The 20,617-nt window shown below is 67.1% G+C and carries 17 protein-coding genes; 4 read left to right on the top strand and 13 right to left on the bottom strand.

Annotation, left to right across the window (positions count from 1 at the left end; genetic code table 11):
- From BM115_RS26535 to mdtD, 3 genes are all read left to right on the top strand, one after another.
- The coding region (locus BM115_RS26535) for a bifunctional UDP-4-keto-pentose/UDP-xylose synthase (RefSeq protein WP_092301796.1) at positions 1–901 on the top strand (901 nt) is incomplete at its 5' end.
- Positions 902–986: 85 nt separating this feature from the next.
- On the top strand, positions 987–3,080 hold the full coding sequence (locus BM115_RS26540) for a TonB-dependent receptor family protein (protein WP_369823547.1): 2,094 nt from the start codon (positions 987–989) through the stop codon (positions 3,078–3,080).
- Positions 3,081–3,332: 252 nt separating this feature from the next.
- Entirely contained in the window at positions 3,333–4,766 is a 1,434-nt protein-coding gene (mdtD, locus tag BM115_RS26545; RefSeq protein WP_255371006.1) for a multidrug transporter subunit MdtD, read from the top strand.
- 25 nt (positions 4,767–4,791) lie between these two features.
- On the opposite strand, the gene BM115_RS26550 is transcribed toward mdtD, so the two are convergent.
- The 12 genes from BM115_RS26550 to BM115_RS26605 form a co-directional block, all read right to left on the bottom strand.
- Entirely contained in the window at positions 4,792–5,760 is a 969-nt protein-coding gene (locus BM115_RS26550) for a threo-3-hydroxy-L-aspartate ammonia-lyase (protein ID WP_092301802.1), read from the bottom strand.
- 41 nt (positions 5,761–5,801) lie between these two features.
- On the bottom strand, positions 5,802–6,782 hold the full coding sequence (locus tag BM115_RS26555) for an ornithine cyclodeaminase family protein (protein ID WP_092301805.1): 981 nt from the start codon (positions 6,780–6,782) through the stop codon (positions 5,802–5,804).
- Entirely contained in the window at positions 6,772–7,398 is a 627-nt protein-coding gene (locus tag BM115_RS26560) for a helix-turn-helix transcriptional regulator (protein ID WP_092301880.1), read from the bottom strand. Before BM115_RS26560 ends, BM115_RS26555 begins: the two co-directional genes overlap by 11 nt.
- Before the next feature lie 102 nt (positions 7,399–7,500).
- Positions 7,501–7,929, bottom strand: a complete 429-nt coding sequence (locus BM115_RS26565; RefSeq protein WP_092301808.1) for a hypothetical protein — start codon at positions 7,927–7,929, stop codon at positions 7,501–7,503.
- Positions 7,930–7,976: 47 nt separating this feature from the next.
- Positions 7,977–9,032 carry a hypothetical protein gene (locus tag BM115_RS26570; RefSeq protein ID WP_092301811.1) on the bottom strand — a complete coding sequence of 352 codons (1,056 nt, stop codon included), beginning with the start codon at positions 9,030–9,032 and terminating at the stop codon, positions 7,977–7,979.
- A 102-nt stretch (positions 9,033–9,134) separates the two neighbouring features.
- Positions 9,135–9,590, bottom strand: coding sequence for a helix-turn-helix transcriptional regulator (locus BM115_RS26575; protein ID WP_092301816.1), 456 nt, complete (start codon positions 9,588–9,590; stop codon positions 9,135–9,137).
- 174 nt (positions 9,591–9,764) lie between these two features.
- The gene (locus BM115_RS26580) at positions 9,765–12,503 is read right to left on the bottom strand and encodes a nitrate reductase (protein ID WP_092301819.1); all 2,739 of its coding nucleotides are present in this window, start codon (positions 12,501–12,503) and stop codon (positions 9,765–9,767) included.
- Between the two features lie 61 nt (positions 12,504–12,564).
- Positions 12,565–13,806 carry an NAD(P)/FAD-dependent oxidoreductase gene (locus BM115_RS26585; protein ID WP_092301822.1) on the bottom strand — a complete coding sequence of 414 codons (1,242 nt, stop codon included), beginning with the start codon at positions 13,804–13,806 and terminating at the stop codon, positions 12,565–12,567.
- 57 nt (positions 13,807–13,863) lie between these two features.
- The gene (gene nirD, locus BM115_RS26590; protein ID WP_092301825.1) at positions 13,864–14,247 is read right to left on the bottom strand and encodes a nitrite reductase small subunit NirD; all 384 of its coding nucleotides are present in this window, start codon (positions 14,245–14,247) and stop codon (positions 13,864–13,866) included.
- A 15-nt stretch (positions 14,248–14,262) separates the two neighbouring features.
- Complete coding sequence (nirB, locus tag BM115_RS26595) at positions 14,263–16,824, bottom strand: nitrite reductase large subunit NirB (RefSeq protein WP_092301828.1); 2,562 nt, start codon at positions 16,822–16,824, stop codon at positions 14,263–14,265.
- Between the two features lie 36 nt (positions 16,825–16,860).
- Positions 16,861–18,183 (bottom strand): MFS transporter, encoded by a 1,323-nt coding sequence (locus BM115_RS26600; RefSeq protein WP_092301832.1) that lies wholly within the window; start codon positions 18,181–18,183, stop codon positions 16,861–16,863.
- 342 nt (positions 18,184–18,525) lie between these two features.
- A complete protein-coding gene (locus BM115_RS26605; protein WP_092301835.1) occupies positions 18,526–19,005 on the bottom strand; it encodes a winged helix-turn-helix transcriptional regulator in 480 nt (159 codons plus the stop codon).
- Positions 19,006–19,105: 100 nt separating this feature from the next.
- Here BM115_RS26605 and BM115_RS26610 point away from each other — a divergent pair, with 100 nt between their 5' ends.
- On the top strand, positions 19,106–19,690 hold the full coding sequence (locus BM115_RS26610; protein WP_092301883.1) for a GNAT family N-acetyltransferase: 585 nt from the start codon (positions 19,106–19,108) through the stop codon (positions 19,688–19,690).
- Positions 19,691–19,703: 13 nt separating this feature from the next.
- Here BM115_RS26610 and BM115_RS26615 read toward each other — a convergent pair whose 3' ends face one another.
- Complete coding sequence (locus BM115_RS26615; RefSeq protein WP_255371008.1) at positions 19,704–20,576, bottom strand: EamA family transporter; 873 nt, start codon at positions 20,574–20,576, stop codon at positions 19,704–19,706.
- Positions 20,577–20,617 lie beyond the last annotated feature (41 nt).

A 20,617-nucleotide genomic window follows, 5' to 3' on the forward strand; every position in this document is an offset into this window, starting at 1 on the left:
CGAAGGTGACATCACCATCAACAAGGAGTGGATCGAGTACAACATCCGCAAGTGCGACGTGGTGCTGCCGCTGGTGGCCATCGCCACCCCGGCCACCTACGTGCGTCACCCGCTGCGCGTGTTCGAGCTCGATTTCGAAGCCAACCTGCCGATGGTCCGCGCGGCCGTGAAGTACAAGAAGCACCTGGTGTTCCCGTCGACCTCCGAGGTCTACGGCATGTGCGCCGACGATGAGTTCGACCCGGAAGCGTCCCCGCTGGTCTACGGCCCGATCAACAAGCCGCGCTGGATCTACGCCTGCTCCAAGCAGCTGATGGACCGCGTGATCCACGCCTATGGCATGGAGGAAGGGCTGAACTACACGCTGTTCCGCCCGTTCAACTGGATCGGCGCCGGGCTGGATTCGATCTTCGAGTCGAAGGAAGGCTCCTCGCGCGTGGTGACGCAGTTCCTGGGCCATATCGTCCGGGGCGAGCCGATCAAGCTGGTCGATGGCGGCGCCCAGAAGCGCGCGTTCGCCGATATTTCGGACGGCATCTCGGCCCTGATGCAGATCATCGAGAACAAGAACGGCGTGGCCAGCGGCAAGATCTTCAACATCGGCAACCCGGCCAACATCCACTCGGTGCGCGAACTGGCCGAGATGATGCTCAAGATGGCTGCCGACTACCCCGAGTACGCCGAAGAAGCCCGCAAGACCAAGATCGTGGAAACGTCGTCGGGCGAGTTCTACGGCAAGGGCTACCAGGACGTACAGCACCGTGTGCCGAAGATCGACAACACGATGGAAGAACTGGGCTGGCAGCCGAAGCTGAACATGGAACAGGCGCTGCGCCGCATCTTCGAAGCCTACCGCGACAAGGTGGTGGAGGCGCGTACGCTGGTGACCGGCGGCAACTGATTCCGGCGGGGCGCCCCGGTTTGGGTAGACTATGCCTCGCGCGACGTTTCGCGCGCGAGGTGTCTACTCTCTGGAACGCGCCCCCATGCACGCCACCGGCAGGACCCTTTACCGTTTTTCCCTCTTTCCGCTAGCCTCGCTGCTGGCGATGCCGGCGGCCCTGGCCCAGACGGCCGAAGAAAAGACGCTGCCCGACGTGGTGGTCAGCGCCAGCCGCAGCGAACAGCGCCAGTTCGATGCCCCGGCCGCCGTCACCAGCATCGCCGTGGATCCCTTCACGGCGGCATCCCCGTTGGTCAATCTCTCCGAACTGACACTGACCGTCCCCGGCATTGCCGTGCGGGACCGCCAGAACTACGCCCAGGACCTCCAGATCGCCGTGCGCGGCTTTGGCAGCCGCTCGACCTTCGGGGTGCGCGGGGTGCGCCTGTTCATCGATGGCATTCCTGCCACCATGCCGGACGGTCAGGGGCAGGCTTCCACCTTCGACCTGGCCAACGCGAGCCGGGTGGAGGTGCTGCGTGGCCCGTTCGCCCAGATGTACGGCAATGCTTCGGGCGGCGTGGTGCAGGTGTTCACGCCCGATCCGCCCAAGGATGGCTTCACCGGGCGGGCCTCCACCGGCTTGGGCTCGGACGGGCAATGGCAGGCCGGCGTGGCGCTGGCCGGCGGCAATGACCGCCTCGGCGGCTCGCTGGACGCCTGGACCTACCAGACCGATGGCTACCGGGACCACAGCGCCGCGCGCCGCTACCAGCTCAACGCCAAGATCGTGGCCCAACCGACCACGGCGACCAAGATCACCGGCCAGTTCAACTACTTCACCCAGCCGCTGGCCGAGGACCCGCTCGGGCTCACGCGCGCCCAGGCGGACGCCAACCCCCGGCAGGCCGTGCCGGCGGCGACCCAGTTCAATACGGGCAAGGATGTCGAGCAGACGCAGGCCGGCGTGGTGGTCGAACACCAGCTGAGCGAGCGTGACAGCCTGAACTTCCGTCTCTACGGCGGCGGGCGGCAGCTGACCCAGCGGCTCGGCTTCAGCGGTGCGGCGCCCTCGTCGGCGGGCGGGATTGTCGATCTGGACCGCACCTACGGCGGCACGGCGCTGGCGTGGACGCACAAGACCACGGCCAACGGCCTGCCGCTGCAATGGACGGCCGGGATCGAGGCCAACGCCATGCGCGACGGCCGCCATGGCTACGTCAACGATAACGGCCAGCAGGGCGCGCTGCGCCGGGACGAGACCGACGAGGCGGCCGACTACGGCGCGTTCGCCCAGTTCAACTGGACCGTGCATCCCGCCTGGGAGCTGGTGGGCGGGCTGCGGGCGAGCATGGTGCGGCTGCGCATTGACGACCACTACGTCACGGCGGCCAGCCCCGACGACAGCGGCACCTCCACCTATCACAACGTCAGCCCGGTAGCCGGCGTGGTCTGGCACGCCCACGACACGCTCAATGTCTACGCCAACCTGGGCCGGGGCTTCGAGACCCCGACGCTGACCGAGGTGGCCTACGGCCCCGGCGGCGTGGGCGCCAACCTGGGCTTGCAGGCGTCCACCAGCCGGCAGGGCGAGATCGGCGTGAAATGGCAGGCGGCCGGCCAGAAGGTGGAGGCTGCGCTGTTCGATGCCGACAGCCACGACGAGGTGGTGCCGGTATCGAACAACGCCGGCCGCACGGTCTACCAGAACGTGAACGGCGTGCGCCGGCGCGGGCTGGAACTGGGCTGGCGCGGCACCTTCGGCCAGGCGCAGCAGTGGGGGGCGGGGCTCGGGTATACCTATTTGTCGGCCTACTTCGGGGAGGCATATCTCAACGCGCAGGGCCTGCAGGTGGCGGCCGGCAACCGGCTGCCCGGCACGGCGCGGCACAGCCTGGGCGCGGAGCTGACCTACCGGCCGCTGGCGCCGCTGATGCTGGGGGTGGAGGCGCGGGCGGACAGCCAGGTCTATGCGGACGATCTCAACACCCAGGCGGCGCCCGGCTACATGGTCTTCAACCTCAAGGCCGGCTACGAATTCAAGCTGGGCCGGACCCGGCTGTACCTGTTCGGGCGGATCGACAACCTGGCGGACCGGCACTACATCGGCTCGGTCATCGTCAACGAGGCCAACGGCCGGTACTTCGAGCCGGCGGCCGGGCGGCGCTTCTTCCTGGGGCTGCGCGCGTCGATGTAAAGCTGGTTTTTCTCCCCTCTCCCGCCTGCGGGAGAGGGGCCGGGGGAGAGGGATTGAGCATGCGGCGCGATGTCACTCCGCAGAACCGCCCTCCCTCTCCCCCGCCCCTCTCCCAGTGGGAGAGGGGAGAAAAACCATGCGATCGGCTTGCCTCGGAGCAGCAAGCGCAGGGGCATGTCAGCCGCCGCCTGACTTGCCAGCGGCGCGTCTCCGGCCTAAGGTGGCGTCTTTGACTGGCATCCGTGGAGCCCCATGCCCCCCTCCATGCCCCAGGACCGCGACCTCCGCATCATGCTGTGGGTCGTGGCCGTTGGCTTTTTCATGCAGACGCTCGATTCGACCATCGTCAACACGGCGCTGCCGTCGATGGCGCACAGCCTGGGCGAAAGCCCGCTGCGCATGCAGTCGGTCGTTATCGCCTATTCCCTCACCATGGCGGTGGTCATTCCGGCCTCGGGCTGGCTGGCGGACCGCTTCGGCACGCGCACGATCTTCCAGACCGCCATCGGCCTGTTCGTGCTCGGCTCCCTGCTATGCGCCTGGGCGCCCACGCTGCCGGCACTGACTGCCGCGCGGGTGGTGCAGGGCGTGGGCGGCGCCATGCTGCTGCCGGTGGGGCGGCTCTCCGTGCTGCGCACCTTCCCGCGCGAGCAATACCTCCAGGCGCTCAGCTTCGTGGCCATTCCGGGCATGATCGGCCCGCTGATCGGCCCCACGCTGGGCGGCTGGCTGACGCAGACGCTGTCGTGGCACTGGATCTTCCTGATCAACGTGCCGGTGGGGATCATCGGCGCCATCGCCACGATCCGCTATATGCCGAACTCACGGCTGCCCGGCATGGGCGGCTTCGACGTAACCGGCTACCTGCTGCTGGCCGTGGCCATGGTGGCGCTGTCGTTTTCGCTGGACGGGCTGGCGGGCATGGGCTTCCAGCACGCCACGGTGCTGATGCTGCTGATTGGCAGCATGGCGGCGCTCACGGCCTACGTGCTGCACGCCAACAAGCGCCAGAACCCGTTGTTCTCGCTGAAGCTGTTCAAAATCCACGCGTTCAGCGTGGGGCTGCTCGGTAACCTGTTCGCGCGTATCGGCAACGGGGCGATGCCGTTCCTGATTCCGCTGATGCTCCAGGTGAGCATGGGCTACGCGCCGTTCGATGCCGGCCTGATGATGCTGCCGGTCACGGCCGCCGGCATGGCCTCCAAGCGGCTGGCGACGATGCTGATCGAGCGCCACGGCTACCGGCGCGTGCTGGTGGTCAACACCTTCGTGGTAGGGCTGACGATGGCGTCTTTCGCACTGATTTCGCCAACGCGCCCGCTGGCGCTGACGCTGGTGCAGCTGGCCATCTTCGGCATGGTCAACTCGATCCAGTTCACGGCCATGAACACCGTGGCACTAAAAGACCTGTCGGGAGCCAGTGCCAGCAGCGGCAATTCGATGCTGTCGATGGTGCAGATGCTGTCGATGAGCCTGGCGGTGACCTCGGCCGGCGCGCTGCTGGCCACGTTCCAGGCCGGCTTTGGCGCGAACGGTGCGCACCAGATGGAAGTGCTGCCAGCCTTCCACGCCACCTTCATCTGCGTGGGGCTGATTACCTCGGCATCTGCATGGATCTTCATGCAGCTCAGCCCGGAGCCGGCGCGCGACACGAAGGAAGAGGTGAAGCAGGCCGGGGAGATGTAGCCCCCCGGCCGGGGTGGGGCGAAGCTTACGCCGCGAGCAACTCGCAGAAGCGTGCGATGTCGACGTTGCCGCCGCTGATGAGCACGCCCACGCGCTGGCCCTTGAGCTGGTCCTTCATGGCCAGCACGGCGGCCAGCCCGAGGCAGCCGGTGGGCTCCACCACCATCTTCATGCGCTCGGCGAAGAAGCGCATGGCGTCCACCAGTTGCGCGTCCGAGGCGGTGACGATGTCCGTGACGTCGCGGCGGATGATGCCGAAGGTGTACTCGCCCAGATGCTGGGTCTGCGCGCCATCGGCAATCGTCTTCGGGGTGTCGATGTTGACGATCTCGCCCTTGCGGAACGACTGCTGGCCGTCGTTGCCGGCCTCCGGCTCCACGCCGTAGAGCTTGCAGGCCGGCGCCAGCGCGCGCGTGGCCAGCGCCGTGCCGGAGAGCAGCCCGCCGCCGCCGAGCGGCGTGAACAGGGCGTCCAGCGGGCCGACTTCCTCGAACAGTTCCTTGGCGGCCGTGCCCTGGCCGGCCAGCACGTCCGGATGGTCGTACGGCGGAATCAGCGTCATGCCGTGCTCGGCGGCCAGCTTGCGGCCAATCGCCTCGCGGTCTTCGGTATAGCGGTCGTAGGTCACCACGTTGGCGCCGTAGCCCTTGGTGGCGGCTACCTTGGCGGCCGGGGCGTCGTGCGGCATGACGATGGTCGCCGGCATGCCGAGCAGTTTGGCCGAGAGGGCGATGCCCTGGGCATGGTTGCCGGACGAGAACGCCACCACGCCACCCTTGCGCTGCTCGGGCGAGAACTTCGACAAGGCGTTGAACGCGCCGCGGAACTTGAACGCGCCCATGCGCTGGAAGTTCTCGCACTTGATGAACACTTCCGCGCCGACGATGTCGTTGAGCGTGCGCGAGGTGTTCACGGGCGTGCGGTTGGCGTGGCCGTCCAGGCGCTGGGCGGCGGCTTGCACATCGGCGTAGGTGGGCAGTTGCAGGGTCGTCATGGCAGGGAAGGGTGCGAGGGGTGCGATGGAGGTGAAGGAGATTACCAGGGCCAGGCCAGGCGCTTGCCGGTGCCATCGGCCACGGCGCGCTCGTGCAGGAAGCGGGCGACGGTCAGGTCCTGGAGCGCCAGGCCGGTCATGTCGAAGACGGTGATGTCGGTGGAGGCACGGTCGAACATGGCGTTGCCGGTCAGCAGGTCGCCGATCTCGGTGCAGTCGACCTGGGCGGCCCACTGGCACTCGCCGATGCCGCGGGCCTGCTCGCGGTCGTCGGCAAAGACGCGCGCGCGGGCCAGCACGCCGTCCGGCAGTTCGCGCTTGCCGCGCGTATCGGCGCCCACGCAGTTCAGGTGGGTGCCGGGCTGCACGGCGTCGGCCTCGAACAGGGCGCCGCCGCCGGGTGTGGCGGTGATGACGACGTCACTCTTCGACACCGCCGCGCTGGCGTCCGTCGCCAGTTCAATCTGGCAGCGGTCGGAGAACGCCGCCTCGAACGCCGGATCGCGCTGGCGGCTGAAGGGGACGTAGGAAACATGGCACAGCGACGGCAGCAGGCGCAGCGCATAGGTCAGCTGCACGCGCGCCTGCACGCCAGTGCCGAACACGCAGACGCGCTCGCTGTTGGGTCGCGCCAGCAGTTGCAGGCCGATGCCGCCGGCCGCGCCGGTGCGCGCGGTGGTGATGGCGTTGCCGTCCAGCACGCAGAGCGGGCGGCCCGTGGCGGGGTCGATCAGCAGCACCGTGGCCTGATGCGGCTCGCCGCCCTGGGCGCGGTTGTCCGGCCAGAACCCGGCCGCCTTGAAGCCGAGCAGGTTCTGCTTCGGCACATCGCCGGCCTTGATGCCGAACACGCCGCCGGTGGCCAGTTTCTCGCGGATCAGCGGGAACACGCGGCCTTCGCGGTGGCTGTGCAGCACGAAGGCTTCGCGCACGGCAGCCAGCACATCGTCCGGTTGCAGGGCCGCTTCGACGTCGAATTTGTCGAGCAGCAGGAGTTGGGCCAGATGGGTGTCAGCGGGCATAGCTATAGACCGAGGCGCGCGACACGCCGAGATGTGCCGCGACGGTTTCCATGGCGCGCCGGACCTCCAACAGGCCCGACGCCTTGAGTTCATGCATCAGCGCGCGCCGGTCTTCGGTCTTCAGCGCACGGGGCGTGGTGGCCAGCCGGGCGGCAAAAGTGTCGATACGGGCACGCAGGGCATCGGTGCCGGCGGGGTCGAGTGACTCTTGCGGCCCCTCGACGGCAGTCTGGACGAATTGCCCCATCGCCATCTGCAGGCTGCGGAACAGCGTCAGGTCGACATTCATGCACAGTGCGGCGATATAACGCCCGTTGCTGTCCTTGACGCCCACCGAGGTGCTCTTGGCCTGCCGCCCATCCGCGAACTGGTTCGGATAATTGGCGATGATCTGAGGGTAGTCCGGATCGGTGATGCGGGCCTGGCCCAACTCGGTGGTGGGGTCGCCCACGGCGCGGCCGGACAGGTTGTTGTGGATGGCGAGGATCGACTGCTCGGGCTCGAGCAGGTCGTGGACCACGACCTCGCAGAACGGCGCGAGCGTCTGCCCGAGGCCATCGGCAATCTGCTTGATCTGGTCGAGCAACTGGCGCTGCTCCGGCGTGCGGGTCTTCATGCTGGACATTTTGTCCAGCAGTAGATGAAATGTCAAGATACAGGAACTGCCCGCTCACGCCGCGTGCGCATCGCGGCGTGAGCCTTTCAAGACCCCGGCAGGCTAGCGCGTGCCGGCGCTGCAGCAGTAGGCCAGCAGGAAGGTGTGGGTGCCCGGGAGATTGCCCACGATGCGGCGCATGTCCCCGTTCAGCTTGGCCATGGCTGCCGTTACGCGGTCGGGGCCGGGCAGGTTGCCGTTATTGAAGTCATGCACGGCGATGGCGACGGGTTTCTGGTCCTTGGTCTTGGGCGACGCAAGGCCCCGGTCCTCCTCCGCGAACTTCTCTTCGCGCTGTGCCACGGCGCCGATCTTCCCCTCGCAGTAGCCGTGGGTGCCGGACATGACGTGAATCGTGTGGCCGCTGCCGGTCAGGCCGCTGGCGATGGTATTGAGTGCCGCCGCCACGTCGTCGACGTCGGACGGATCGTGAAATCCCCAGATCTGCACGGCGGTGGGGGTCTTGGCGGTGATGTTGACGAGCGTTGCCATGGTGTTTCTCCTTGGAAAACTTCAGGTTTCTGCAATGGAGGGGGAAGTCAGACTTCCCGCGCGTGGGTCTGCCCCGGCCAGACGCCAGTCATCTCGATGGCGCGACGCCCCGTCAGCCATTGCCCAAGCGGGCTGGGCCAGTTGAAGGCGTAGTGGTCGCTGTTCATGACCCCCTGGAATTTCACGTCCACGCGGATATTCGTCGCGCTAAGCGGGATATTGCTCACGGTCTTGGAAATGCCGCCGCTCAGCGAGAACTCGTCGTGCTGCCGCCCCGCCGGCGAGTCGTAGCCGATCTGGATGTGGGTCACGTAGGTGCACCCGGGCTTGTTGTCGAAGACCACCTCGAAGGCGCCGAGCCGGTTGATCCAGTTCGGGATCAGCAGCGGCCCGTCGAACGAGGCGAAGGTGTAGGCGATCGGAATCGGGGAGGGCGCGAGCTGATCCGACTGGTAAGGCCAGAGATGCTGATCCACGCTCTTGTTCTGGCGGGTGGAGACGAACGAGCCCTTGCCATTGGCGCCGCCCAGCATCTCCTGCACGGCACCGGCGGAGCCGGTCAGCGAGAAGGAAGAGCTGTTGTCCTGGGAACCCACGTTCAGCCCGCTGTGCGCGTAGACGGCGCTGGTGACCACGCCGAATCCCTGCGCAATCTGCCCGTTCGACCCCATGCTGACCGACTGCGCCTGGTCGTACAGCCACTTGTAGGTGTCCGACTTGCCAAGCGTGGTCAGGTCGCTGATGAACGTTTCCGACGCGATGCCGAACTCGGACGCGATCGACCCCACCGACGAGAAATCCCACTTCACCTCGACGCCAGCCGTCACCTTGACGCCGGTATCCGGGTCGGTGGCGGAGCCGTCCAGGTTGACGTTGGATTCGCTGCGCTGCACGTTGCTGGACGACAGCTTCCACTGGTTGGGAATGCCGCGCGTGCTCAGCGTGAGCCCCGGAGTCTCTTCCTTGACCAGCGTGAAATCGCCGGTGTCCGGCGACACAAAGCCCACGGCGCCCGGTTTGATATTGGGCGTCAGGGTCCAGTTACCCCAGTATGCGGGGCGCCCGTTGCGTATCAAGTCCGTGAAAGATCGATTCCAATTCATGGTGTTACCCCTTATTAAGTTGTTGGCATTTTGCGGATGTCGCGATTTCGCTTGGTGACGTATCGCATAACCAGTGTTGATGCCGCGGAGGGGTATTCGCCATTACTCAGAATGCGTATTCGGCGGGTTGGAATCAACGGGAATTCTGATTTGTCTGGAAATCGTCATGAGATCCGCCAGGGTTTGCAGCCCGGTTTTGGCGCGGATGTTTTCCAGATGTTTGCTGACGGTGCGGGGACTGATGCTGAGATGCCTGCCGATTTCCTTGGCCGTCAGGCCCAGGCTCAGTTTCTGCAAGACGTCCTTTTCACGCTGGCTTAATGTGTCCGGCTGAAGAATCGGGATGGGCGCGTGGGTCGCCGTATTGGCGTGCGCGGTGGCAAAGGCAACCAGCTGCGACGTGGAATGAATGTCGAGTTTTGCGGAGATATTGGTGCGGTGCTTGCGGGCCGTGAATTCGGTAACGCCCAGATACCTGGCGATATCACTGGTGCTCATCCCCTTGGCGATCAAGGCGAGCACCTGGGATTCCCGGGTGGTCAACCTTGATGACGACAAGCATGCCCATTATTATTTTTGCGGGCGAATGACGGAGCGTCACCTCGCTACGGTGCAATCAGGTCATCGTAGGTGAAATGAATGAACTGTTTGTGGGAATTATTTAATATCAGAGATAAGGGTGCCTAATATCTCCTCTCGCCCGATAGCGGAAGAGAGGAGAAAGGCACGCTTTTAAGCCGCTTCGGCCACCCGGATTTCGACCAGCAGCTTTTTCAGTTCCGGCACGCAGGAGCCGCAATTGCCGCCGGCCTTCACGCAGGCGGTGATTTCAGCCGGGGTCTTGAGGTCGTGCTTGCGCACGGCGTCGCAGATCGTGTTGCGGCCCACGCCGAAGCAGGAGCACACCGTGGGGCCGGCGTCGGCGCCTTTCTCCATCGGCTGGCCCAGCAGCAGGCCGATGCGGTCGGTGTCTTCCAGCCGCTCTTGTCCGAACAACTGCGACAGCCACGCGCGCGAGGGCAGGTCCGGGCGCGTGGAGACGTACACGCAGGCCTCGATCCGGTCGTTGACCACATAGCCCGCGTGATAGACGCCAGCGGTGCGGTCCTCGTACTCGAGCCAGTCGGCCTCGGGGTCCTGCACGCCCAGCAGCGCGCGGGCCCAGGCGGCGCGGTCGGGGATGGCCTCCCGGCCGGCGAATTCGTAGCGCTGGAACTGCTTGCCCTGGATGCGCGTCCAGTACGTCAGCGCATCGGCGGGCAGGGCGGCGCGGCTCAGCACGAAGCCGTGCCACGAGACGCGGAATTCCTCCACGCGCACCGGCGTGTGCTTGAACTCGGGCTCGCCCGAGACCGGATCGACCGCCGGATTGACCAGCGCGCCCACGCGGGCATCGGAACTGAACTGGCTGTTCCAGTGGATCGGCACGAACACGCTGCCACGCGGAATGCCGCCGCCATGGCGCACGCGGGCCACCATCGCGCCCCAGCGGCTGGTGATGCGTGCCAGCTTGCCTTCGCCCACGCCGCACAGCAGGGCGTCTTGCGGATGCATGTCGACGAAGGGCTCGGGCAGGTGGTCGGAGAGCCGCGCGGCCTTGCCGGTGCGGGTCATGGTGTGCCATTGGTCGCGCACCCGGCCGGTGTTCAGGATCAGCGGGAAGTCGTCGTCGGTGGCGTGGGCCGGCGCGCGCGGCGCGGTCGGCACGAAGCGGGCGCGGCCATCGGGATGGGCGTAGCGGCCGTCGGTGAACAGGCGCTGCGTGCCTTCGGTCAGGTCCGCACGTACGGGCCATTGCACCGGCGCGAGCGCGTCATAGTCGGCCTGGGCCAGCCCAACCAGCCCGCTGATGTCGAACGCACGCGGTGCGTCGCGCTCGGTGGCGGTGTCGTTGCGCCACGCGCTCAGGCGGGCGTGTTCGTCGAAGATTTCATGCGGACCGGCGTAGTCGAAGCCGGCGAAGCCCATGCGGCGGGCCACGTCGCAGAGGATGTCCCAGTCGGCGCGGGCCTCGCCCGGCGCGGGCAGGAAGGCGCGCTGGCGCGAGATGCGGCGCTCGGTGTTGGTCACCGTGCCGTTCTTCTCGCCCCAGCCCAGCGCCGGCAGCAGGATGTGGGCGGCGTCGTTGGTGTCGGTGTGCGTGACGATGTCCGACGCCACCACCAGTTCGCACTTGGCCAGCGCGCGCCGCGCCTGATCGGCATCGGGCAGGCTCACCACGGGGTTGGTGGCAATGACCCAGACCGCCTTGACCTTGCCTTGCTCGATGGCGTCGAACAGGTCCACGGCCTTGAGGCCGGGCTGGTCGGCCATCGCCGGGGACTGCCAGAAGTCCTGCACGATGTCCCGGTGGACCGGGTTGGCCAGCTCCATATGGGCGGCCAGCATGTTCGCCAGCCCGCCGACTTCGCGCCCGCCCATCGCGTTGGGCTGGCCGGTCAGCGAGAACGGGCCCATGCCGGGGCGGCCAATGCGGCCGGTCAGCAGGTGGCAGTTGATGATGCTGTTGACCTTGTCCGTGCCGGACGAGGACTGGTTCACGCCCATCGAGAACGCGGTAATGACCTGCTCCGTGCTGGCGAACAGGTCGAAGAAGGCTTGCACGTCGGCTGGGTCGAGCTTGCAGGCGCGCGCCACGGCGGCGACGCTGATGTCGTCCGCTTCGGCGGCGGCCAGCGTGGCTTCCAGCCCGGCGGTGTGCGCGGCCACGAAGGCCGTGTCGGTCTTGCCGGCGCGGGCCAGATGGCTCAGCAGGCCGTTGAACAGCCGCACATCGGTGCCCGCGCGCAGCGGCAGGTGCAGGTCGGCCAGTTCACAGGTGGCGGTGCGGCGCGGATCGATCGCCACGATCTTCATCTCGGGCCGGGCTTCCTTGGCGCGCGTGAGCCGCTGGAACAGGATCGGGTGGCACCACGCGGTGTTCGAGCCCACCAGCACGACGAGATCGGCGGTCTCCAGGTCCTCGTAGCTGCACGGCACCAGGTCTTCGCCGAAGGCGCGCTTGTGGCCGGCCACGGCGGATGACATGCAGAGCCGCGAGTTGGTGTCGATATTGGCCGTGCCGATGAACCCCTTCATCAGCTTGTTGGCGATGTAGTAGTCCTCGGTCAGGATCTGGCCGGAGACGTAGAGCGCCACGCCGTCCGGGCCGTGCGCGGCGACGATGTCCGAGAAGCCCTTGGCGACCTTGTCGAGCGCCTCGTCCCAGGAGACGCGGCGCAGCGCGCCATCGGCCTCGCGCAGTTGGGGATGCAGCAGGCGGCCGTCCAGGTCGAGGGTTTCGCCGAGCGCCGAGCCCTTGACGCAGAGCCGGCCGAAGTTGGAGGCATGGTCCGCGTCGCCGCTGACTTCGACCTGGCCGTCCGCGCGCACGGTGGCGCGCACGCCGCAGCCCACGCCGCAATAGGGGCAGGTGGTGGCGGTTGTGGTGGTGGCGGTGGAGGAAACCACCGCAATATCGGACAGGTTCACAGCGATGTCTCTCTTTCGGTGGATGCCAGCCGGCAACGCCGGTGGCAACCCAGCCGGTAAATCAGGCGGCCAGGGCCTCGCACTGGGTCTTGCCGAACAGCAGGCGCTGGCGCAGGGCGCCAACCGGCTTGCCGCTCTGGATCAGGTCGAAGTACCACGGGCCGTCCTGCACGTCGCCGTATAGCACCGCGCCCACGAGCCGGCCGTCCTGCAGCACCAGCCGCTTGTAGACGCCGCGCCGGGGATCGCGCAGGACCAGATCCTCGCTGCCATCGGCGCCAATGAAATCGCCGGCCGAGTACAGGTCCACGCCGGTGACCTTGAGCTTGGTCGCCGTGGCCTGCTGCACGTAGCGGCGATGCCCGGCGCCGGCCAGGTGGGCCGCGCAGACGCGCGCCTGGTCCCAGATCGGCGCCACCAGCCCGAAGGTGGCCTGGCGATGCTGCACGCACTCGCCCACGGCGTAGATGCGCGGGTCGAAGGTCTGGAGCGTGTCGTCCACGACGATGGCGCGCTCGCAGCGCAGGCCGGCGCCGGCCGCCAGTTCGATATTGGGGCGCACGCCGGCGGTCATCACCACCAGGTCCGCCGGGATCTGGCTGCCGTCCTTGAACAGCACGCCGGTCACGCGGGTATCGCCCAGAATGCCGGCGGTCTGCGCGCCGAGCAGGAAGCGCAGGCCGCGGCGCTCCAGCGCCAGCTTCAGCAGCGCGGCGGCGGGTTTGTCGAGCTGGCGCTCCATCAGGCTGTCGGCGAGGTGGACCACGGTCACGTCCATGCCCTGGCGCAGCAGGCCGTTGGCGGCCTCGAGCCCGAGCAGGCCGCCGCCGATCACCACCGCGTGACGATGGTTGCGCGCGGCGTGGAGCATGGTTTCCACGTCCTGGATGTCGCGGAAGGCGATCACCCCGTCGAGCGTATGGCCCGGCACCGGCAGGATGAACGGCTTGGAGCCCGTGGCCAGCAGCAGGCGGTCGTAACGCACCTCCCGGCCGGAGGCCGAGCGCACCGTGCGGCGGGGGCGGTCGATGGCCTCTACGGGGTCGCCCGCCAGCAGCTCGATGCCATGCGCGGCATACCACTCGCGCGTGTTGAGCATGATGTCGTCGACGGTCTTCTCGCCGGCGAGCACCGGCGAGAGCAGGATGCGGTTGTAGTTGCCGTGCGGCTCGGCGCCGAACACCGTGATGTCATACAGGTCCGGCGCCAGCTTCAGCAGTTCCTCGACCGTGCGCATGCCGGCCATGCCGTTGCCGACGACAACCAGTCGGGGTTTGGCGTGGGGGGTGGCGGTGGGCGTCATGGGCGTCTCAGGTGGCTTGGGCGTGGGCGAGGGGCAATGCAGGAGGCGGGAGGCGGCTCAGGCCGCCATTTCTTCCTCGGTCTGGCGCGCGACTTCGCTGGCGGCTACCCAGACCTTGCCGTCGTACACCCGGGCCGCGTAGGCCGCCACCGAGTGCTCGGGGGCTTCCAGGCATTCGCCGGTACGCAGGTCGAAATGATGCTTGTAGATCGGCGAGGCCACCACGACGCGCTCGCCCAGGCTGCCCACCAGCCCGCGCGAGAGCACCGACGCCTGCGAGTTCGGATCGAAATTGTCGATGGCGAAGACCTCCTCGCCCCGGCCGATACGGAACACGGCCACCTGCTGGCCATCGACCAGTGCGCAGACACCAGTATTGGGCACGATGTCGCGCAAGGTGCAAATCGCGGTCCAGGTTTCCGGATGATGGGAATGATGCATCACGTTCTCCTTTTATCAGGCTGCTTTTGCGGGCACGGCAACCACGGGGATGTGGCTCAGGCGTGAACGCTGCAAGTTCCGTTCCTCGGGCGTGGCCGGGCGGACCTGGCCGCGCTCTTCCAGGAAGACGAGGTTGTCGTCGCGCAGGTCGCTGTTGACGAAGTGGCGGAAGCGCTTGCGGGTCTCGGGGTCCGTGACGGCCTTCTTCCACTCGTCCTCGTAGGTGTCCACCACGTGCTGCATTTCGGCTTCGAGTTCGGCGCCCACGCCCAGCTTGTCGTCGATCACCACCGACTTCAGGTAGTCCAGGCCGCCTTCGAGGTTGTCGCGCCAGGTGCTGGTGCGTTGCAGGCGGTCTGCCGTGCGGATGTAGAACATCAGGAAGCGGTCGATGTAGCGGATCAGCGTGTCGTGGTCCAGGTCGCCGGCCAGCAGTTCGGCGTGGCGCGGCTTCATGCCGCCGTTGCCGCAGACGTAGAGGTTCCAGCCGCGTTCCGTGGCGATAATGCCCACGTCCTTGCCCTGCGCCTCGGCACATTCGCGGGTGCAGCCGGACACGCCGAACTTGATCTTGTGCGGGGCGCGCAGGCCCTTGTAGCGGTTCTCGATCTCGATGGCGAGGCCGACCGAGTCATCCACGCCATAGCGGCACCACGTGGAGCCCACGCAGGACTTCACCGTGCGCAGCGACTTGCCGTACGCATGGCCCGACTCGAAACCGGCCGCGATCAGTTCCTCCCAGATCATCGGCAGTTCTTCCAGCCGCGCGCCGAACATGTCCACGCGCGCGCCGCCGGTGATCTTGGTGTAGAGGCCGTACTTCTTGGCCACCTGGCCGACCGCGATCAGGCCGTCGGGCGTCACTTCGCCGCCCGGCATGCGCGGCACCACGGAGTAGGTGCCGTCCTTCTGGATGTTGGCCAGGAAGTAGTCGTTGGAGTCCTGCAGGCTGGCGTGCTCTTCCTTGAGCACGAAGTCGTTCCAGCACGAGGCCAGGATGTTGGCGACGGTGGGCTTGCAGATGTCGCAGCCCAGGCCCTTGCCGTGCGCGGCCAGCAGGTCCTCGAAGGACTTGAAGTTGCCCACGCGCACGAGGTGGTACAGCTCCTGGCGGGAGTAGGGGAAGTGCTCGCAGACATGGTTGTTGACGGTCATGCCCTGCTTCTTCATTTCGGCCTTCATGATCTGCGTGACCAGCGGCACGCAGCCGCCGCACGCCGTGCCGGCCTTGGTGCAGGTCTTCAGCGCGCCGATGCTGGTGGCGCCATCGCCCACGGCGGCGCAGATCTGGCCCTTGCTGACGTTGTTGCACGAGCAGATCTGGGCGGTGTCCGGCAGCGCGTCGGCGCCCAGCGCCGGCTTGGCCTGGCCGTCCGAGGACGGCAGGATCAGGAATTCGGGCGACTCGGGCAGCTCGATGCGGTTCAGCATCATCTGCAGCAGGGTGCCGTATTCCTCCGCATCGCCGATCAGCACGCCGCCGAGCAGGTACTTGCCGCAGTCGGACACCACCAGCTTCTTGTAGATCTGCTTGCGCTCGTCGATGAACTGGTACGAGCGGCTGCCCGGCACGTTGCCGTGCGGGTCGCCGATGCTGGCCACGTCCACGCCCATCAGCTTGAGCTTGGTGCTCATGTCGGCGCCGGCGAACTCGGCGGCCTCGCCGCGCAGGTGGCGGGCGGCCACGCGGGCCATGTCGTAGCCGGGGGCCACCAGGCCGTAGATCTTGCCTTGCCACAGCGCGCACTCGCCAATCGCGTAGACGTGCGGGTCGGAGGTCAGGCAGTTGTTGTCGACGGCGATGCCGCCGCGCTCGCCCACGGCCAGGCCGCTCTCGCGCGCCAGTTCGTCACGCGGGCGGATGCCGGCCGAGAACACGATCATGTCGGTGTCCAGGTGCGTGCCGTCGGCAAAGTTCATGCGATGGGTGCCTTCCACGCCATCGACGATTTCCTTGGTGTTCTTGCCGGTGTGCGCCTTGACGCCCAGCTCCTCGATCTTCTGGCGCAGCATGCGGCCGCCGCTTTCGTCCACCTGCACGGCCATCAGGCGCGGGGCGAACTCCACCACGTGGGTCTCCAGGCCCATGTCGCGCAGCGCCTTGGCGCATTCCAGCCCGAGCAGGCCGCCGCCGATGACCACGCCGGTCTTGGCCCGGTTGCCGCATTCGCGCATCGCTTCCAGGTCTTCGATGGTGCGATAGACGAAGGTGTCCTTGCGGTCCTTGCCCGGCAGCGGCGGTACGAAGGGGTAGGAGCCGGTGGCCAGCACCAGCTTGTCGTAGGCCAGCGTTTCGCCGGTGGAGGTGGTGACGGTCTTCGCGGCGGTGTCGATGGCCGCCGCCTTGGCGTTCAGGCGCAGCAGCATGTTGTTGTGCTGCTCGAAGAAGCCGGCCGGCACCAGCGAGAGGTCTTCGGCGGATTTGCCGGCGAAGAATTCGGAGAGGTGGACGCGGTCGTACGCGGGGCGCGGCTCCTCGCACAGCACCGTCACTTCGAGGTCCTGCGCGCCGGCATCCGCCAGGCATTCCAGGAACTTGTGGCCGACCATGCCGTGCCCGACGATGATGATTTTCATGATGCTTTCCTTGTCCGGGGTTCTTCGTATGCGAATTCAGTTGGCCAGTGCGCTGTCGTACAGGGCCTGCTCCTGGGCCTTGTGCTCGGCGCTGAAGCGCACGGCGATGGCGCACACGGCGGCGATCGTGGCGGCCACGCCGAGGTAGGTCAGGGTCTGCTGCAGGTCGCCCAGGCCCTTCATCAGGAAGCCGGCTGCCACCGCGCCCACGTTGCCGCCAGCGCCGATGATGCCGGCCACGCCGCCCAGCGCCTTGCGATCGATAAACGGCACCAGCGCGTATGTGGCGCCGCAGGCCATGTGGGTGAACAGGCCGAAGATCAGCATGGCCACCACGGCCAGCGTGACGCTGGATGCCTGCGCGAACCACAGCAGGCCCAGCCCTTCGCCGAGGATGAAGACGAACAGCACCATCGAGCGGGCGTCCAGGCCGCGGCGGCGGGCGAAGCGGTCCGACACATAGCCGCCCAGCGCCCGGGCGAACAGCGCCAGCAGGCCGAAGCTCGCCGCAGCCATGCCGGCGGCCGACAGCGACAGGCCGAAGTGGTCCACGTAGAAGGTGGCGGCCACGTTGTGGATGAAGATCTCCACGCCGAAGCAGGCGCCGTAGGTGATGAACAGCAGCCAGACGCGGTAGTTGGCGCTGGCCGCCTTGAAGCTGGCCCAGCCGCCGCCGCCTTTTCCACCTTTAGCGCCGCTGACCGCCACGCCGCGTGCGCGCAGGTCCGAGTAGTTGCCTTCCGGGCAGTCCTGCGTGAACTTCCAGTACACGACGGCCATGATCAGCATCAGCACGCCGGGCACCACCAGCGCCAGGCGCCAGCCGAGCGTGTGGTCCACGCCAATCATCAGGATCGCGCCCAGCAGCAGCGGCATGGCCGCCTGCGCCGCGCCGCCGCCGGCATTGCCCCAGCCGGCCGAGGCCGCGTTGGCCGTGCCCACCACGTTTGGCGCGAACATCACCGAGGTGTGGTACTGCGTGATGACGAAGCTCGCGCCCACAGCGCCGATCAGCAGGCGGAAGAACAGGAAGGTCTCGTAGTTCTGCGCCAGCGCCACGCCGAGCACCGGCAGCGCGCCGATGGCCAGCAGGCCGGTGTAGGTCTTGCGCGGGCCGAAGCGGTCGCACAGCGGGCCGATGATCAGGCGCACGATGATGGTCACCGCCACGGCGGCGATATTGATATTGGCGATCTGGCCCGGCGTGAGGCCGAACTCGCCCTTGAGCACCGGCATCAGCGGTGCGCAGGCAAACCACGCGAAGAAGCAGACGAAGAACGCCATCCAGGTCAGGTGGAAGGCGCGCATCTGCGGAGTCTTGAGACTCAGCAGGTCGATCCGGGTGGCTTTACCGTTCATGCTTGGGCTCCAAAAACAAATGGCGTCCCGAGAGGCTGGCAAGAAGCCAGTTCTGGGGACGCCGTTGTCCTGACGCTCGGCTACATGAAATAGCCGGCGTTTGATGTGGGGTGGGCAGGTCGCCGTTGACCGGCCCGTGCTCTTTATCGCAAGCGGTGTGCCAGCCGGGATTGGGACGTATCAGGCGCGTGGAAAGCCGGGTTTCGGACGAAAAGCGGCGATTGATGCACGTTTATGCATCATGGTGCGGCGCCAGCATGGGGCGTGGGCACGGGGATGGTGCAGTGCAATGATTCCGCACGGTGCGCGCGGGGAGGGCGCAACCGGGAGTGGGGAAGGCGGTCAGCCCCCGTTGCGGGTGTCTGGCGTGACGGCGTAGGGGGAGAGCAACTGCATGTCGTTCGGCGCGACCTGGGCCCCCGATTCATCGATCAGTGCGGCGCGGATCTTGAGGCCGGACAGCTTCGAGCGAACCTCCGCCGGCCCCTGGCCGCTGGGCGCGAGGTGATCGTCGCCCCATTGCATCAGGCCGACCAGCACCGGCAGCAGGTCCACGGCGGCGCGCGTCGGGTGGTACTGGAAGCGTTCGCGCTCGCCCGGTTCCTTATAGCTGACCCGGCGCAGCAGGCCGGCTTCAGTCAGGGTCTTGAGCCGCGCGGACAGCACGGCCGGCGAGCACTGCAGGCGCTGGAGGAAATCGTCGAACCGTCGCACCCCGGAAAACACATCGCGCAAGATAAGCATCGTCCACTTTTCCCCGATTAGGGAAAGGGTGGCGGCGATGGAGCAAGGCAGCAGGGCGGGATGGGTAGGCTCGGTCATGGTGAATCCAGCATAGCACCCTAACTACGTTTGCAAAAGTCAGGGTATCGCCTATACTCCTGGCTACATAAAACGTAGTCAGGAGCGCGTCATGAAGTGGATGAACGAGCAGCGCGACGCGCAAGCAACCATCAGTGAAGAAAGCTGGACCGTGCGGGGTGGTGTGCAGGTCACGCTGCGCACCGCCCGGGCGTCCGATCACGGGCGTCTGCGCACGTTTGTGGATGGTTTGTCGCGCGAAAGCCGCTATTACCGCTTCCTGACCGGCGGCCCGGTGGCGAATGAGACGCTCGCGCAGTTCGTGAGTCGCCAGAACCATGATGTGGCGCTGGTCGTCACCTTCGGCGAGGTCATCGTCGCCAATGCCGAATATGTGGTGAATGAAGAGGGGCAGGCCGAACTGGCCGTGGTGGTGGCGGACAACTGGCAGGGCCAGGGACTGGGCCGGCGCCTGATCCAGCGGCTCCAGCAGCTGGCCCGCGCCGCCAGCCTGCGCGGCATGCGGGGCGACGTACTCAGCGAAAACCGCCGCATGCTGGCCATCATGCGCGATTGCGGCTTTGCCACGCGGCGCAATCCCGAGGACAGCCTGCTCCACGAAGTGACTCTGACGCTGGCCGAACCGCGCAAGGCCCCGGCCCCTTCGGCCGAATGGCTCCCGCGCGACTGGTTCGCCGCTAACTAAGTCAGGTGGTAAGTCAGATCGGCGCCTGGCGCCGGGAGGTCGCGGTACAGCCGATCGACGCCACGATAATCGCGGCAATCGCCACCCACTGGAGCGGCGTGAGCTGCTCATGCAGGAAGGCCAGCCCGGCCAGCGCGCCCATGGCCGGCTCCATGCTGAGCAGGATGCCGAAGGTGCGGCGCGGCAGGCGTTTCAGCGCCACCATCTCCAGCGAATAGGGAATCGCGCTCGACAGCAGCCCCACGGCCAGCCCGGCCAGCAGCAGCGACGGGCTGAACATCGTCGTCCCCGCATGGGCCAGTCCGAACGGCAGCGTCACCAGCGCGGCCATGGTCAGCCCGAGCGAGGTGGCCTGGCCGCCATGCGCATTGCCCGCCATCTGCCCGAATACGATATAGAGCGCCCAGCCTACCCCGGCTGCGAGCGCATAGCCGATGCCCACCGGGTCCAGGTGGGTCGCGGTCGCCCCGACCGGCAGCAGCAACAGCAGGCCCGTCACGGCACAGCCGATCCAGAGAAAGTCGATCGCCCGGCGCGAGGACAGCACGGCCACGGTCAGCGGCCCGGTGAATTCGATGGCGATGGCCAGCCCCAGCGGCACCGTGCGCAGGGACATGTAGAACAGCAGGTTCGTGGCGCCCAGCGCGGCGCCGTATAGCGCGATGGCGCGGGCATTGGCGCGCGTGAGCGGAAAACGCCACGGCCGCCAGACGCAGAGCAGGATCAGGGCCGAGAATCCTACCCGCAGCGCCGTGGTGCCCTGGGCGCCCAGGACGCCGAACAGGCTCTTGGCGAACGACGTGCCCACGCACAGCGAGGCCATGGAGCCGATCAGGGCCAGCACGGCCAGCAGTGTCTGACTTTGTTTGAGGCGGGTAAGCGGCAATTCGGGTCCTGGAACAGTGTGGTGCCGGGCGCCGCGCGACG

It is taken from the genome of Cupriavidus sp. OV096 (genome assembly GCF_900115455.1).
Taxonomy (GTDB): Bacteria; Pseudomonadota; Gammaproteobacteria; order Burkholderiales; family Burkholderiaceae; genus Cupriavidus.